13 protein-coding genes are annotated in these 15,468 nt (G+C 41.2%); 9 read left to right on the plus strand and 4 right to left on the minus strand.

Annotated features, from left to right (window positions below):
- Positions 1-205: 205 nt before the first annotated feature.
- The gene (gene rapA, locus A7968_RS13825; RefSeq protein ID WP_064667164.1) at positions 206-3,100 is read right to left on the minus strand and encodes an RNA polymerase-associated protein RapA; all 2,895 of its coding nucleotides are present in this window, start codon (positions 3,098-3,100) and stop codon (positions 206-208) included.
- 298 nt (positions 3,101-3,398) lie between these two features.
- Between rapA and A7968_RS13830 the strand changes: the two genes are divergently transcribed.
- The 3 genes from A7968_RS13830 to A7968_RS13840 all read left to right on the plus strand — a co-directional run bounded on the left by A7968_RS13830 (position 3,399) and on the right by A7968_RS13840 (position 9,204).
- Positions 3,399-4,796 (plus strand): PhoH family protein, encoded by a 1,398-nt coding sequence (locus tag A7968_RS13830; RefSeq protein ID WP_064667165.1) that lies wholly within the window; start codon positions 3,399-3,401, stop codon positions 4,794-4,796.
- A 66-nt stretch (positions 4,797-4,862) separates the two neighbouring features.
- Entirely contained in the window at positions 4,863-8,318 is a 3,456-nt protein-coding gene (locus tag A7968_RS13835) for a PAS domain-containing sensor histidine kinase (protein WP_064667166.1), read from the plus strand.
- Positions 8,287-9,204 carry a diguanylate cyclase domain-containing protein gene (locus A7968_RS13840; protein WP_064667167.1) on the plus strand — a complete coding sequence of 306 codons (918 nt, stop codon included), beginning with the start codon at positions 8,287-8,289 and terminating at the stop codon, positions 9,202-9,204. Before A7968_RS13835 ends, A7968_RS13840 begins: the two co-directional genes overlap by 32 nt.
- Positions 9,205-9,242: 38 nt before the next feature.
- Here A7968_RS13840 and A7968_RS13845 read toward each other — a convergent pair whose 3' ends face one another.
- The gene (locus A7968_RS13845; protein ID WP_064667168.1) at positions 9,243-9,623 is read right to left on the minus strand and encodes a DUF3192 domain-containing protein; all 381 of its coding nucleotides are present in this window, start codon (positions 9,621-9,623) and stop codon (positions 9,243-9,245) included.
- A 164-nt stretch (positions 9,624-9,787) separates the two neighbouring features.
- Positions 9,788-10,732, minus strand: coding sequence for a D-2-hydroxyacid dehydrogenase (locus A7968_RS13850; protein WP_064667169.1), 945 nt, complete (start codon positions 10,730-10,732; stop codon positions 9,788-9,790).
- Positions 10,733-10,834: 102 nt separating this feature from the next.
- On the opposite strand from A7968_RS13850, the gene zntR reads away from it, so the two are divergent.
- From zntR to A7968_RS13870, 4 genes are all read left to right on the plus strand, one after another.
- Positions 10,835-11,248, plus strand: a complete 414-nt coding sequence (gene zntR / locus A7968_RS13855) for a Zn(2+)-responsive transcriptional regulator (protein ID WP_064667170.1) — start codon at positions 10,835-10,837, stop codon at positions 11,246-11,248.
- Positions 11,232-12,407: an SO_0444 family Cu/Zn efflux transporter gene (locus A7968_RS13860; RefSeq protein ID WP_064667171.1), complete on the plus strand. Its 1,176-nt coding sequence runs from the start codon at positions 11,232-11,234 to the stop codon at positions 12,405-12,407. The genes zntR and A7968_RS13860 overlap by 17 nt, the downstream gene beginning before the upstream one ends.
- 160 nt (positions 12,408-12,567) lie before the next feature.
- On the plus strand, positions 12,568-13,701 hold the full coding sequence (locus tag A7968_RS13865; RefSeq protein ID WP_064667172.1) for a 1-acyl-sn-glycerol-3-phosphate acyltransferase: 1,134 nt from the start codon (positions 12,568-12,570) through the stop codon (positions 13,699-13,701).
- Between the two features lie 97 nt (positions 13,702-13,798).
- A complete protein-coding gene (locus A7968_RS13870; protein WP_064667302.1) occupies positions 13,799-14,044 on the plus strand; it encodes a DUF1289 domain-containing protein in 246 nt (81 codons plus the stop codon).
- Here A7968_RS13870 and A7968_RS13875 read toward each other — a convergent pair.
- A complete protein-coding gene (locus tag A7968_RS13875) occupies positions 14,041-14,736 on the minus strand; it encodes a transporter substrate-binding domain-containing protein (protein WP_227008855.1) in 696 nt (231 codons plus the stop codon). The genes A7968_RS13870 and A7968_RS13875 overlap by 4 nt on opposite strands.
- 120 nt (positions 14,737-14,856) lie before the next feature.
- Here A7968_RS13875 and A7968_RS13880 point away from each other — a divergent pair, with 120 nt between their 5' ends.
- Together A7968_RS13880 and A7968_RS13885 are read left to right on the plus strand one after the other, a co-directional pair.
- The gene (locus A7968_RS13880) at positions 14,857-15,060 is read left to right on the plus strand and encodes a DUF3283 family protein (RefSeq protein ID WP_064667173.1); all 204 of its coding nucleotides are present in this window, start codon (positions 14,857-14,859) and stop codon (positions 15,058-15,060) included.
- Positions 15,060-15,464, plus strand: a complete 405-nt coding sequence (locus A7968_RS13885; protein ID WP_064667174.1) for a GNAT family N-acetyltransferase — start codon at positions 15,060-15,062, stop codon at positions 15,462-15,464. Before A7968_RS13880 ends, A7968_RS13885 begins: the two co-directional genes overlap by 1 nt.
- The last annotated feature ends 4 nt before the right edge of the window (positions 15,465-15,468 follow it).

Below are 15,468 nucleotides of genomic sequence, written 5' to 3' on the forward strand. Positions count from 1 at the left end.
CATAAATGACGACCTACAGGAGCACGGTGCTTACATTACTTGTAGGCGAGTGGCTTGTCACCGCGAAAGTAATCTCATTGTCGCGAGGTAAACTTGCTACAAACTCATATCCTGCACGGCAATAAAAAAGCGCGCTGTAAGTTAATACACCGCGCTTTTTTAAACTTAAAACTTACCGCTTATAACTTAAAGCTCAGCTCCCAAATCAATGCGATACCACAATTAAGCGAATTGCATCTAACTGCAACTGTGCTTTGCCGATATAACTTGTCAGCTCGGTGCGTTGCTTGTCGTAGAAGGTTAGCTCTTCTTCACGGATATTAGGGTTGATCTGTTTCAGCGCAGCTAAACGTGCTTGCTCTTCACTGAGTGATTGTTGCATTTGCTCAAGTGCTGCGGCTCTAATCACCTCTAGCTTAGTTTGTGCCATATCTTGGGCTGTTTTAAGCATTGGATGAATCGCACTTTGTAATGCGCCTGCTAGTTTACTTGCTGTTTGACGGCCTACCGCTGAAAGCTGCTGGTTAAAGCCATCAAATCCGACGTTATCAGCTAAGTTGTTGCTGGCTTTATCTAATAAAATACGAATTGGCGTCGGTGGTAAAAAGCGGCCTACTTGCAATGCTTTTGGTGCCATGGCTGCCGCTACGTAAATTAGCTCAACAAAGAAGGTACCCGGCGGTAACTTTTTGTTTTTAAGCAGTGCGACCGAGGCGGTTCCAAAATCATCATCGCAAATCATGTCTAAAGTGCCTTGCACCATAGGGTGATCCCAGCTAATAAAATGAACATCTTCTTGGGCAAGCGCTGTATCACGGTCAAACGTAACTGTCATACCGTCGTCTTTTAAGCTTGGGAATGATGGGTTTAACATATGCTCAGTCGGTTTTAAGATAATGGTATTTTCACCTTTATCTTCTTGGCTAACACCGAAGGTATCAAACACGTTGATCATATAGCTTGGCAGTTCAAACTGGTTGTCTAATTTTTCAATATCGACAACCAGCGAGTCAGCTGCGCCTTGGCCCGATGAGTGTAATTCAAGTAATCGGTCACGCCCACTTTCCATTTGCTTACGCAGTACGGCATTTTGTTTGGCAACTTGCTCTAGTAATGGCTCTAACTCGTCTTCATCACAGTTATGCGCAGCAATAAACTCAAGCAGCTCATCTTTGAACTCTTTATATAATAATTGGCCGGTACTAGAGGTGGTTTCAAAGGCGTCTAAGCCTTCGTTATACCAACGTAGTAACACTTCTTGGGCGTTGTTTTCAAAGTACGGCACATGAATATTGATATCTTGAGTTTGGCCAATACGGTCAAGGCGGCCAATACGTTGTTCAAGTAAATCAGGGTTCAATGGTAAATCAAATAACACTAAGTGATGCGCAAACTGGAAGTTACGACCCTCAGAGCCAATTTCAGAACACAGTAATATTTGTGCGTTGTCGTACTCGTCAGCAAAAAACGCAGCTGCACGGTCACGTTCAATAATCGTCATCCCTTCGTGGAAAACAGACGCTTTAATTGCTTCACGCTCACGTAAGATTTGCTCAAGGCTGATTGCGGTTTCTGCTTTGGCACAGATCAGCAGCACTTTTTCGCGTTTTAGAGTTTTTAGGGTGTCGATCAACCAATCAACACGCGGATCAAATTGTCCCCAACTGGCGCTTTCGCCTTCAAATTCTTGGAAAATCTTTTCAGGGAATAGGGCACGTTGCGCGCTCAGCTCTGCATTTTGAATGCCGCTCATATTACCTAACACTGAAATGGCTGTTTTATATTGCTTTGGCATTGCCATAGGGTAAGCATGTAATTTGCGGCTAGGGTAGCCATCAATGCCGCTACGGCTATTTCTAAATAAAATACGACCTGTGCCATGGCGATCTAATAACATGGCTAAGATTTCTTTACGGGCCGCAGTATCGCCATTTTGTGCTTGTTCAAGCACTGTGGTGATATCGGTTTCTTTTAATAGCTCAATCAGCGTGGCTTTGGCGCTGTCATCCAGTGCTTGCTGTTGCAGTAATTGATTGGCCGCCTCTGCCACATGCTTATAATTACTTTCTTCTGCCACAAAGGCGTCGTAATCGTAAAAGCGATCAGGGTCGAGTAATTGTAGGCGTGCAAAGTGACTACGGTGACCAAGTTGATCAGGCGTTGCAGTAAGTAATATTAGGCCTGGAATATCTTGGCTCAGTTCAGCCATTCGTTGATACTCAGTGCTTGGTTTGCCGTTATTGATACTTAAATGATGCGCTTCATCAACAATCAGTAAGTCCCAATCAGCCATGGTGGCTTGCTCAAACCAGCGTTTTTTCTTGGTCAAAAACTCAAGGCTGGTAAGCACTAATTGTTCGGTGTCGAACACATTAGGTGAATCAGCAAAAGCTTCATCGCAGCGCTCTTCATCAAAAATTGAGAAGTGTAAATTAAAGCGGCGCAGCATTTCTACCAACCATTGGTGCTGAAGATTTTCAGGCACCACAATCAGTACACGACTGGCACGGCCACTGATAATTTGTTGATGTAAAATCATCCCCGCTTCAATGGTTTTACCAAGGCCTACTTCATCAGAAAGTAATACGCGTGGCGCAAAACGTTTACCCACTTCTTGCGCAATATAAAGCTGATGCGGAATTAAACTTGCGCGCTGACCAATCAAGCCTTTAATTGGCGATTGCTCACGCTCAAACTGATGTTGCCATGTTTGATAGCGTAAGGTGTAGCGGTCAAAACGATCTACTTGGCCGGCAAATAAGCGGTCTTGTGGTTTATTAAATTTAATAAAGTGATCTAAAAAGGTTTCTTTTAATTGTGCTTGTTCGCCGTTATCAACACGGGTGCCATGATAACAAAGAAGTTCGCCTATCGTTTCAATTGACTCGACTGTAAGTTCCCATTCTTCAACGCTTTTGATCACATCGCCTGGATTAAATGCCACACGAGTAACCGGTGCTTCTAGCATTGAATAAACACGGTTTTCGCCACTGGCGGGAAATAAAATGCTGACCTGACGGCCTTCAAGGGCAACCACTGTGCCTAATCCTAAATCTGACTCTGTATCACTGATCCAACGCTGACCTAAGGAAAAATTCATGTATGTCTCGTCTATGAAGAAAAAGGCGGCTATGTTACCTGTTAGCTAACACCACTGCAAGGTGCGAACTAGCTCACTTTTAATTAATTTAGCAACTGTGAATTATTCCTATTTAAGCGCAGGCTTCAGGGGATTAATTCAAAACAAAAAAAGGTTTGTCATAAAACAGACTTTTATGACATCTAAGCTAAACTTAGAATATACCTTAATAATTAAATTTTTCAGGGTGACAACTTTCACCCGTTTTATTTAATTAGTTTGGTATAGCATAAAAATCATAAAACGTAAGGAAAGTGCTATGGAAAAAGCTTCGAACCTTGATAGTAAAATGTATGTGCTAGATACCAATGTATTACTCCACGAGCCCCTCGCTTATTTATCTTTCCAAGAACACGACGTAGTGATCCCTATGACAGTTTTAGAGGAACTGGATCATATTAAAGACCGAAAACACGATGTGAGTCGCGATGCCCGTGTGGCTATTCGTGGTTTGGATGAAGTACTCAAAGACGCTAGCCCTGAACAAATGCTGCAAGGGGTAGCATTACCTAGTAATAAAAAGGCTAAAGCGTCATCCGCAGGCACTTTAATCATTGTTAACGATCATTTATTCGCTGATTCAATTTCTGGTTTACCGGGTAATGAAAACGACCACCGTATTATTAACTGCGCCGTACATTTACAAAAGCAACACCCGCACTGCAAGGTCGTGCTAGTAACTAAAGACATCAACATGCGTTTAAAAGCAAAAGGCGCAGGACTTAAGTTTGTTGAAGATTATCGTACTGATCAATTAATCGATGATATTGCGTTACTTAGTAGCGGCTATAAAAAAATAGAGGGTGACTTTTGGCAACATGTAGGGGAATGCGAGACCGAGCAACATGGCCGTGATACGTTTCATAAAGTGGCAAAGAGCTTGATCCCCGATGTATTTAGTAACGAATATTTACTGGACGACAGCGGCCACTTTGCGGCAAGAGTAAAGTCGTATGATGAGCAACATATTATGCTCAAAGATATCGGCGTTGAACGGCTTATGCATCAATCTGCATGGGGAGTAAAACCAAAAAATATCTACCAAGGCATGGCAATGGATGCGTTACTTGATACCGGCATTGAATTAGTTATTTTAACTGGCCCCGCAGGCTGTGGTAAAACATTACTCGCGCTTGCCTGCGCCCTAGAAATGGTGGTTGAAAAAGGCATTTACGATAAGGTAATCGTCACCCGAAACACCCCTGAAATAGCTGAATCAATTGGTTTTTTACCAGGTACCGAAGAGGAAAAAATGGCGCCGTGGTTAGCGGCGATCACCGATACCTTAGAGGTATTACACAAAGGCGACGAAAATCCTATTTCAAGCCGTAACTATATTATGGAAAAGGCCAACATACAGTTTAAATCGGTGAACTTTATGCGTGGTCGCAGCATTCAAAATGCGGTGGTGATTTTAGATGAAAGCCAAAACTTAACCGCCTCGCAGCTAAAAACCATTATTACCCGTTGTGGCGAAGGCACAAAGTTGATTTGCTCGGGTAACCTTGCGCAAATAGACAGTAACTATTTAACCCCAGTGACATCTGGATTAACCTATATTGTGGAGCGCTTTAAAGATTTCGAAGGCAGTGCCACGGTGAATTTAAATGGCGTAGTAAGAAGTCGATTAGCTTCGTTTGCGGAGGAAAATTTATAGCTTGCGCAGTCTCGCTTGGCTCGCTAACCTTGTTCACAAGTTTAGCGCCGAGCAACGGACTGTAGATTGAACTTTCTACCTTTAAAACATTACTACCGCTCACTAGCAGTGGCACTTATTGTGCCATTGCTAGTGGCTTTTCTATTGTGCCTACATTTATACAAAATTAAGTTGGAGCGTGCTGTTGATAAACGTGAAGCCGATTTTGCCAATTTAGCAGCGCAAGTTGAGCATGCTATGAAGGGGGCTGATGGCTTGATCCGCACCTTGTTTGCGCAATATGAACAACCCCTTTCTTATCAATTTGAGCAACAGTGGCTTGAGGGGATTAATCAGCAAGATGATTATTACTACCGGGAAATTCCCGGCGGTGGTGGTGAAATTGTCGGTCAGGGTAAATTTTCAAACAGTCCAAATGCAATCGCGCAATGGCAGCAAGTTATCGCCCTTGGACCGGCTTTTAATACCGCATTATCGTTAATTCAATCTTTAGCTGCGGTTGCGTACGTTAATGAGCAAGGTTTCGTATATATCAAGCGCCGTTTCGATGGCGATAGCATAATGTTAACTCAAGTGCTTGATGGTCACCTTCGGCCTATGCTTGTTGGAAACTCGTTAGCATCGAGTGCGATTATCGAAATAGCGGGTAAAAATTACTTTTCAATAGGTCAAGCGCGTGAGCAGGGTAGTGAAGATTACATTATTTTGATTTATGACTTGGCCGCCGTTTCCAATTGGCTACAAAAAATATCCCCCAGCAGTGGTGAATATATCTTTTTAAACGATCAGCAAAAGGTTATTGCTAGTTCGCTAAATGAGATTAAAACGGCTGTGCCTTTAGTGCAGCATTGGCCCTCGGCAAGTCTTGCTGATGAACGTGCTCAAGGGGTTGATAATATCACTCTCATTCAGGCGCAAAAACAACTCCCCATTTATGCTGCGTACTTTGAGTCTCACAACAAGTTAGCAGCACCGATAGTGACCGATGTCGTCATAGAACTGGTTTTTTTAAGTGTATTTTTAATGATGATGTTCGCTACCATACTGTGGTTGAACAAACGTATTTTTGTCAAACCTATGACTTACTTAATGGCGTACCTTGAACAAAATGAGGCACATTATAAAGCTCGCGGCAATTATCAAATACCAGTTAACTGGCAGCCATGGTTTAGCCGGATCAAGTGGGTGCTTAATAAAAATCAGCAGCTTGTTGATTCTTTACAACAAGCTAACAGCGAACTCGATGACCAAGTTAAAATTAAAACCCGAGAGTTGGCACGCAGTTATGAAGCTAAAGAGCGACATTTAGCCTTACTTAATAGCATGCTCAATAGTGTGCCTGATTTAATTTACTTTAAAAACATTGATGGGTCATTTTTAGGTTGTAACCGCGCTTATGAGCAATATATTGGGGTTGAGCAAGGGCAGCTAGTGGGCCAGCAGTTATGTGATATTAGTGATGATAGTGGCAAGCTTAGTGAGTTGGAGCAACAGGTATTAACAACCAAAACGAAAGCTGAGCAACGCCTTGAAACCCAACTACAAACATTTCAATTAACCATAGCGCCATTTTATAACGAGCAAAATCAGTTATTAGGCTCGATGGGAATTGGTCGCGACATCACTGCGCAACAGCATGCCTTGTTGGCATTAACAGCTTCTGAGTCTAAATTTCGCAGTGCCATTGAATATGCTGCCAATGGGGTGATCTTATTGTCACTTGAGCATACTGTGCTACAGCTTAACAGGACTGCGCGCAAGATTTTTGATATCGATAAAGCAGCGCCTAACTTATTATTAGAAAAGTTATTTTCACAACAACAATGGCAAGAAATAGCCTCGATATTAGCCTTATTACTGACTGAGAAAAAGAAGGTGTATCACCTGACCTTAGGGCAAGAGGAGTTTAATCTTTGGTGGCAGCTGAGTGTTTCTTTAGTATGGGATGAGCAGCAAGCACCTTATTATTATGTTATTCATATTCAAGATATCAGTGCACTCACTCAGGCTAAGCAAGATGCAGAGCGGGCAACCGAGGCAAAAAGCCGTTTTATTGCAAATTTAAGCCATGAAATCCGTACCCCGCTTAATGGAGTGACGGGCTTGATTGATATGGTTATCCAACAAGGTTTAACAACGCAACAGCAACAACATGCTTTGCAGGCAAAAACGGCTGCGCAAAGCTTATTAACCATGCTCAATCGGATGCTTGATTTTGCACGAAGTGAGAACAATCAAGCGCAACTTAATCTGGTTAATTTTGAGCTAGTCGCGCTGCTAGATAGCTGTGAGAGTCTATTGATCGGGCTTTGTCAGCATAAAGGGCTTGCGTTTAATATTGAAGTGGACCCGTTAATAGCCCCTCACCTTGTCGGTGATTATATTCGCTTGCAACAAGTACTCGGTAATTTACTAACCAACGCGGTGAAATTTACCGAGCAAGGTACTATTACACTTAAAATAACAGCCCTTGATATTACTCATGCCCAGCAAACACTGTGTTTTACGGTGAAAGATACGGGGGTAGGGATTGATAAAACCGACCAGAGTCGATTATTTGATGCATTTACCCAAGGTGATGAATCGCTCACGCGTACCCACCAAGGTGTCGGTTTAGGACTTGCTATAGTAAAACATGAAGTGGCGTTAATGGGATCAGAAATTAACGTGGTGAGTGAGAAAGGCCAAGGCAGTGAGTTCTTCTTCACAATCACCTTCACTATTGAACAGCAGGCAACACCGTTCAAGGGCGGTGATAAACTTGATATTGCAATGGAAATGCCTAGCATTGAGGTTGCTGGTGCACTGGTGTTAGTGGTTGACGATAATCAACTTAATTTAGATATTATTAGCAATATTTTAAGCCAAGCAAATATTAATGTTATGACTGCAAACTCGGCGATGGCAGGCATTGCGTTAGTAGAGCAAGTAAAACCAGATCTGATATTAATGGATATTCAGATGCCAGAAGTCGATGGCTTGCAAGCGACGGCTTTATTGCGACAACAGTATACACATCAACAGTTACCTATTTTTGCGCTTACTGCACATAGTGAGCTGGCCGATGAGCAGCGTTCATTTGCTGCGGGAATGAACAAACATCTCACCAAACCTGTCGTTGCAGCGACTTTATTAACTGCAATCAATGAGCTGGAAATTACGAAAAGTCCGTTTTTTGATCGTACTTTTGCATTATCTCAATTCTCTGACGATAATACTTTATTACAAGTTATGTTAGAAAAGTTTGCACAATTGTGTGATAGTCATCTACAGCAATTACATGTTTCAACGTTGGAAAATGGTTTGGAACGATTAGTGCATAGTATTAAAGGGGTGTCAGGAAACCTAGGATTTAATCGCCTTTGTGCTGCCGCTCAGCAATTAGAAAGTAGACTTAGAAAGTCGCAACACGTTGAGCAATCATACCTGACTCAGCTGGTGTTCGAATTAGCACAAGTAAATAGATATATTCAAATACAAGGCTCAGTAAATGTTGAAGAAAGCCAAAATACTGATTGTTGATGATGACCCATTAAATCGATTAGTGTTAGAAAAAACATTAGCGAATGATCACGAAGTATTTTTAGTTGAAAGCGGTGAAAAAGCGCTAACATTTGTTAAATTGACTCTGGTTGATTTAATTATTCTTGATATTGTGATGCCAGGTATTGATGGTTATGAAGTATTAGTTAGGTTAAAAGAAACTCCCGCTACGCAAACTATCCCAGTTATTTTTATTTCAGCTAACACTAGTCATGATGATGAAGCAAAAGGCTTGGAATTAGGGGCTATGGATTATATTGCTAAGCCATTTAGCACGGCAATTGTGCGTGCTAGAGTACGTAATCAATTACTGATCAAGCAAAAGAATGATTTGCTCGAAATGTTAGCTTCCATTGACGGGCTAACAGAGATCCCTAATCGTCGTTACCTAGATGAGAATTTATCACGGGAATGGCGCAGAAGCCGCCGTGCAGGTACGCCATTATCGGTATTATTAATGGATATAGATCACTTTAAACGTTATAACGATTGTTATGGTCATCGTGCTGGAGATGATTGTCTTAAGCGTGTAGCGCATGCATTGGTTGGCGCATGTGAGCGTGGTACTGATTTTGTCGCACGTTATGGTGGTGAAGAGTTTGCCGCAGTATTACCTAATATCAACCAGCAAGATGCGTGGGAGTTTGCGAATAAACTCAGAGATGCCGTAAATGCTTTAAATATCCCACATAAAGCCTCCCTCAATGCTGATCATATTACTATCAGTATTGGTATTGCCACCACTGAGTTTGGTCAAGTTTATGCTGAACAGACGCTGCTAGAGGAAGCTGATCTCGGTTTATATGAAGCGAAAGATACTGGACGGGATAAAATTGTTGCCCGCGTTATTGCTGCAAGTGAGTAGCAAAGAAGAGTGAATCCTTATTCACTCTTCTTTATGTATTAAATTGCGCTTAATGAGTTATAAATACTGTCACCTACACCAATCAGCTTGTCGTTTTTAAAGACAAGTGGCGTACATTCATCTTTTGTTGTTTTACTATCTGAGTGAATGCTTTGAGTGGCATAAAATAGTACTTGATATACATCGCCGTCTTTTTTTAGTAGCTCAGTAAAATCAGGGGTTTTAAGTTGATTTAAAACACTTTGATAGCTGGTATCTAGCCCTAATGATGCAATAGTTTCACGATTAGATTGATGGTGCTTTTCCCAGCTTGAATTATTACCTGCCCAATGCGTTTCTGCTTCACCGTCTGATACGGCAATTACACAACCAGTAAGGAGTGGGGCTGTAAGGGCGGCAATTAAAAGTACTTTTTTCATTGTTTTATCCTGATACTAAATAGTGATTATTAATTTGCTTATTCATAGCAAAGAGTCTGCCAATGTTTTTATTTTTTAAAAATCATATGTTTAGTATTTTATTTGCAAGGTGGTAAATTGTATTTCACCACCTTGTATCGTGTATAAAGCTAAAATTTAGTTTATTACACCAATCTGTTTAAACTTTCGCCTTGGCTAAATGCACTGATATTCAGGCTCACTTGTTTAACCAAGCGAATGATTGACTCCTCGCTCGCCCAAGCAATATGTGGGGTTAAAATTAAGTTATCGCCATCGTAAATGGCTAATGGATTATTATCTGCCGCTGGTTCTTTGGTCAACACATCGAACCCAGCTCCTGCGATTTGTTGATTTGCTAATGCGTCGGCTAACTGTGCTTCGTTAACAATGCCACCGCGCGCGGTGTTGATTAAAATGGCGCTGGGTTTCATCATTGCCAGCTCTTCGCTGCCAATTAAATCGCGGCTTTCATCCGTTAATGGGCAGTGAATGCTAATGATATCGGCACATTTAATCGCTTGAAAAAATTCAGTGCGGCCTTCTCTTGGGCTGTGGCCTTTACGCTCACTGATGATCACATTTGCACCAAATGCTTTTGCAACATCTGCAACCGCTTTACCAAGCGCACCATAACCGATAATTGCCAAGGTTTTACCGCCAATATCATTAAAACGATAATCAAGGCGACAAAACATCTCACTTTGTTGCCATAAGCCTTGTTGGCAATCTGCGATATAGCGGTGGGTATTACCGAGTAAATTAGTGATCAAAGCAAAGGTGTGTTGCACAACCGAAGGTGTTGAATAGCCTGCAACATTGGTCACGGCAATACCAAATTCTTTAGCAGCATCTAAATCAACGTTGTTAGTGCCAGTTGCTGCAACACAAATAAGCTTTAGCTCAGGTAGTTCTGCGAGTGTTTCACGGTTAAGTACCACTTTATTAGTGATCAACACGTCAGCCCCTGTACTGTGTGCGAGTACTTGGGCAGGACTGGTTAGCGGATAGCTTGTGAAATTGCCAAGTGATTGAAAAGGCTCAAGTGATGTGCCAGCTAATGTGGCCGTATCGAGAAGGGTGATATTCATGCGCTGTCCTTATTAAATAAAATAATTTTAATACTTGACCTTGGTGTGTACTCTAAGGTTTATAGTTGGAATCAGTTGATAATACACTCATTGGAGACACAAATGAAAATAGGTGAGTTTGCTAATCAGTTAGGTGTCTCAACAGATACCCTAAGATACTATGAAAAACATAATTTGTTAACGCCATCAAGTCGAACCGAGGCCGGTTATCGCGATTATGGGGAGGCTACACTGAAGCAAATGAAGTTTATTTTGCGTGCTAAAAATGTTGGTTTTAGCTTGGCAGAGATCAAAGAGTTGCTGCAAATTAAATTTAAAAAACACCAGCATTCGTGCCATGAAGTAAAAGATTTAACGATACAAAAACGTGATCTAGTTGCAGAACGTATTGCTGAACTAACACGTTTTCATCAATCACTATCGGTACTTGCTGATAAATGCTGTGGCGGACAAGAGCCCGCTGATAACTGTTCAATATTAACCACTTTGGAGGACATCGATGGACTTACTCAATAATTTTTGGCAGTTATTTTTATTATCTGCCCCTTGGTTAATGCTTGGTTTACTGATTGCTGGCTTATTAAATGTGTATTTACCAGCCAATTTTTTAAATAAACATTTAGGCAAAGAGGGGTTTTGGACCACAGTGAAAGCGGCATTAATTGGTGCACCAATGCCGTTGTGTTCATGTGGTGTTATCCCTGCTGCGATAGGCTTAAGACGTGCAGGTGCTTCAAAAAGTGCGACTACAGCGTTTTTAGTGTCGACGCCTGAAACGGGTGTTGATTCAGTGTCTGTGTCGTATGTGTTATTAGGCCCCTTTATGGCGATTATTCGTCCCATAGCTGCGATTTGCAGTGCTATTGTTGCAGGTGTACTAGTTGGGCGTGATGACGATAAACAGCAAGTAAAACCCGCTGCGGGAGCTGACATTAAAACCAGTTGTTGTGCGGCTAAACCAGCGGAGCCTGAAGCTAAAACCAGTTGTTGTGCGGCTAAACCAGCGGAGCCTGAAGCTAAAACCAGTTGCTGTGCGCCTAAATCGGCGGAGCCTGAAGTTAAAACCAGTTGTTGTGATACACCAAACGCGGCACCACAAAGTCAATGGCAGAAGATGCGACAAGCGATAAGTTTTAGCTGCAACAAACTACTATCAGATACCATGGTCTGGTTAATGATTGGTTTATTCTTTGCTGCACTGGTCCAAACCTATGTGCCAGAGTCATTTTTAACCCAGTGGGGCAGTGGAATTTTAGCTATGCTGGTGGTGATTTTGATTAGTATTCCAATGTATATTTGTGCCACCGCGTCTACACCTATTGCTGCAGGTTTGTTATTGAGCGGAGTATCGCCGGGGGCGGTGTTAGTGTTTATGCTCGCAGGGCCAGCAACAAATATCGCTACATTAGGCGTTGTGGCAAATGAGCTTGGTAAGCGTGCTGTAGCCGCCTATTTAATAGGGGTTATTGGTGTGGCGTTAATTTTTGGTTTTTTAACGGATTATTTAGTAACGGAGTTTGGCTTTGTCGTTACCCCACTACTAGGTGAAGAGCATCAAGTCCTGCCACATTGGCTAAGCATTGTTTGTGGTGTAATTTTAATGGCACTTATCCTGCGTTTAGTTGTCATAGCATCGCAAGCAAAGCTAAAGGTAACTGGTAAGAGCATTGCTTAATTGAATGTTCTATAAGTACTTTTAAGAGCGCATATGAGTTTGCATGAAAATGCAATAGTGTGACTTAGTTCGCATTTTAGTTTGCCTGAGTTATAATCGAACCAATAATATAAACGGTACGTATTTTACGTGCCGTTTTTTTAACTTTATAGATGCAGTAATGAGTGAATTAGTGGATAAGTACGCCGATATAAGACCTTACAACGACGACGAAGTAGCTGCCTCAGTTACTCGTTTGATTGCAGATAACGCATTTATTGATGTATTAGCAAAATATAATTTGCCGCGCTTTATATCCTCAGTGCCATTTTTAGCGCGTTTTTTAGTTCGCCACCAATTACAAAAAAAATGGGGCGGTGTTAACTCTGTTGAGCAAGTACAGCAAGAAGTCGCGAAATATTTAGCTTTATTGGTTAAGCGCACGACCTCAGAAGTTACCTTTTCTGGTTTAGATCAACTGGATCCCAAGCAAGCCTATTTATTTATCTCTAACCATCGTGATATCGTGCTTGATCCTGCATTAGTTAACTGGGGTTTGTTTAGCCATAATATGAAAACTGTGCGCATCGCTATTGGTGATAACTTACTGCAGATCCCATATATTACTGAGCTAATGCGCCTTAATAAAAGTTTTATAGTGAAGCGTTCAGCTAAAGCGCCGAAAGAGATGCTAAAAGCCCTGTCGCAGCTCTCAGCCTATATTTATGATTCACTTGCTGGTGGTGATTCAATTTGGATTGCCCAAAAAGAAGGTCGTGCGAAAGATGGTTTTGATCAAACCGATCCGGCGTTACTGAAAATGTTGCAATTAAATGGTCGTAAGCAAAAGAAAGAATTTTCTGAATATGTTCGTGAGCTAAAAATTGTTCCAGTATCCATCTCTTATCAATATGAGCCTTGTGCCATAGCAAAAGCGAAAGAGCTTTATCATAAGCAACATCACGGTAAATATGTTAAATCGGCTGGCGAAGATATTGCCAGCATTGTTGAGGGCTTCAGTGCAGCTAAAGGACATGTACATTTAGCGTTTGGACAACCCATTGATGCAGATTGTGATTCGCCAGAGCGATTAGCAAAGACGATTGATCAGCAAATAGTTGATTCGTTTTTCTTACATCCTGGCAATTATATTGCTGGTGGTTGTAAGCAAGCCGTGATTGATAAAAGTGACGCAAAAGCATTTGAGCAACGCATGGCAAACGTGCCTGAGGAACTTAAACCTCTTGTATTAGCGATGTATGCAAAGCCTTTTCATCGTAAAGCTGAGTTTCATAGTAGCGAACACGAGCAATAACAAAGCAGCACAGTTTTAAAAACCGTACAAGCTACGGTTTTTTTTCGCTTAAAAAACGGGCTATACTCAAAGCATTCTTTATTGACTGATGCTGGCTATGCAACAAATTGAAATTTTTGAGATTCCTAGTCCCTGCAAAGGTATTTGTGAGGTCAATAACCGAGGCTATTGTAAAGGCTGTTATCGCAGTCGTGAAGAACGCTTTGGTTGGAATTCATTTTCAAATGTTGAAAAAAAGCAGGTAATCAGTTTATGCCAACAACGCTATAAGCGTTACTTAAAAAAACACAAAGCAAATACTGAACAGCCAGTTTCACCTAAGCAGGATAATTTTGGTTTTTAATCAAGGTTATACTTAGCTCTGAGTAAACGTATCGTGCCGTTTTCATTGAGTTTATGAAGTTGTTTTTCAAGTTTTGGTATTAATGCACGGTGACGAGAGTGCAAAAAGTGAAAGCTTTTGATTGGTGCAAGCACTTCCATTTGAAATTGATTAACATCAAAGTGAGGGTGCTTAGTCGATAATAAAAAATCGAGTAATAACACCCCTTGCACTTTTTGTTGGGTGAGTAAATTGAGTTGGGCGGTTACACTTTTGACGTTTATAATATCGCCAATAAATGGATGCTCATTTAAGTAACTTTGTGCTGCTGGGTAGCCAACTTGTATGGCAATACTGTCAATTTGTTCAAAGGTACATTGTTGGCAATTTTTTAATAGTACAAGGTTAAACTCAAACAGTGGAAAGTTTACTGGATGCAGATTTGTATACTGCTGGCTAATAGTTGAAATACGCCCTAGTTGACCGTCAAGGGTACCATTATTGGCTGCGGATAACGCACTTTGGTGATTAAAATCAATGATATGTAAATCATAACCAAGCTCGTTATAGGCTAAGGTCATCAATTCAATAACATAGCGAGCTTGTGGGGTATCTGCTGGGCGATTAAAGAGCATATGTTGGTTTTTTGCTAAAGTGCAAAATGGCGTCAGTAAAGCACAAAGCACTATGCATTGAAGAATGTATTTAATCACAGCGTTTCCATAGTAGGGCAAAAACGCCACCAATCTACGTTTAAAAGCCAAAAAGCGCAAGTTTAGCCGTGACTCCGATGGTATACTCACATCATTATGATTAGTAAAAACAGGTAATTTATGTCGTTTAACTTATGCTTACTACCACGTGAACAAAAATATCAAATACAATTAGATTACGAAGCATCGTTCTGGGCTTATCAAATTAAGCGTGGCAAGAGTACTCGTGAGCAAATATACAATACTATTCATAGCCGGCCAGTGGCAGAACAAATGTTTTTGAAACAACAGTTTGAGCAATATCTAGCAACGATGCAAAGCTGATGAACACACTACGTTTTGAGCGTTTAGCAGCGATTAAAACACCTTTAGTTAATAAGTTTTACAGTCAACATAATGCTCGTGGTCGAGCGACCAAACATGATCAAGTCTGGGTTGCTTATCATGACTTTGCTATTGTCGCGGCATGCAGAATTCAAAATCGCAGTGACTATTTATTTTTATCTACCGTGTTGGTGGCACCAACTAGACGTCGTCAAGGGCTTGCAAAACAACTACTAAAGTATGCCTTAGCTGAGCAAAACTCGCATGTTTATACGTTTGCTTATGCAGAGTTAACTGATTTTTATAAATCAATCGGGTTTAACTTTGTGCTAACATTACCATCAGCTTTGGATACACTATTTGCTGTCTATCAACAACGCAATATAGTAGCCATGCAGTATTAATTTG

The sequence above is a fragment of the Pseudoalteromonas prydzensis genome, from assembly GCF_001661495.1.
Classification (GTDB): Bacteria; Pseudomonadota; Gammaproteobacteria; order Enterobacterales; family Alteromonadaceae; genus Pseudoalteromonas; species Pseudoalteromonas prydzensis.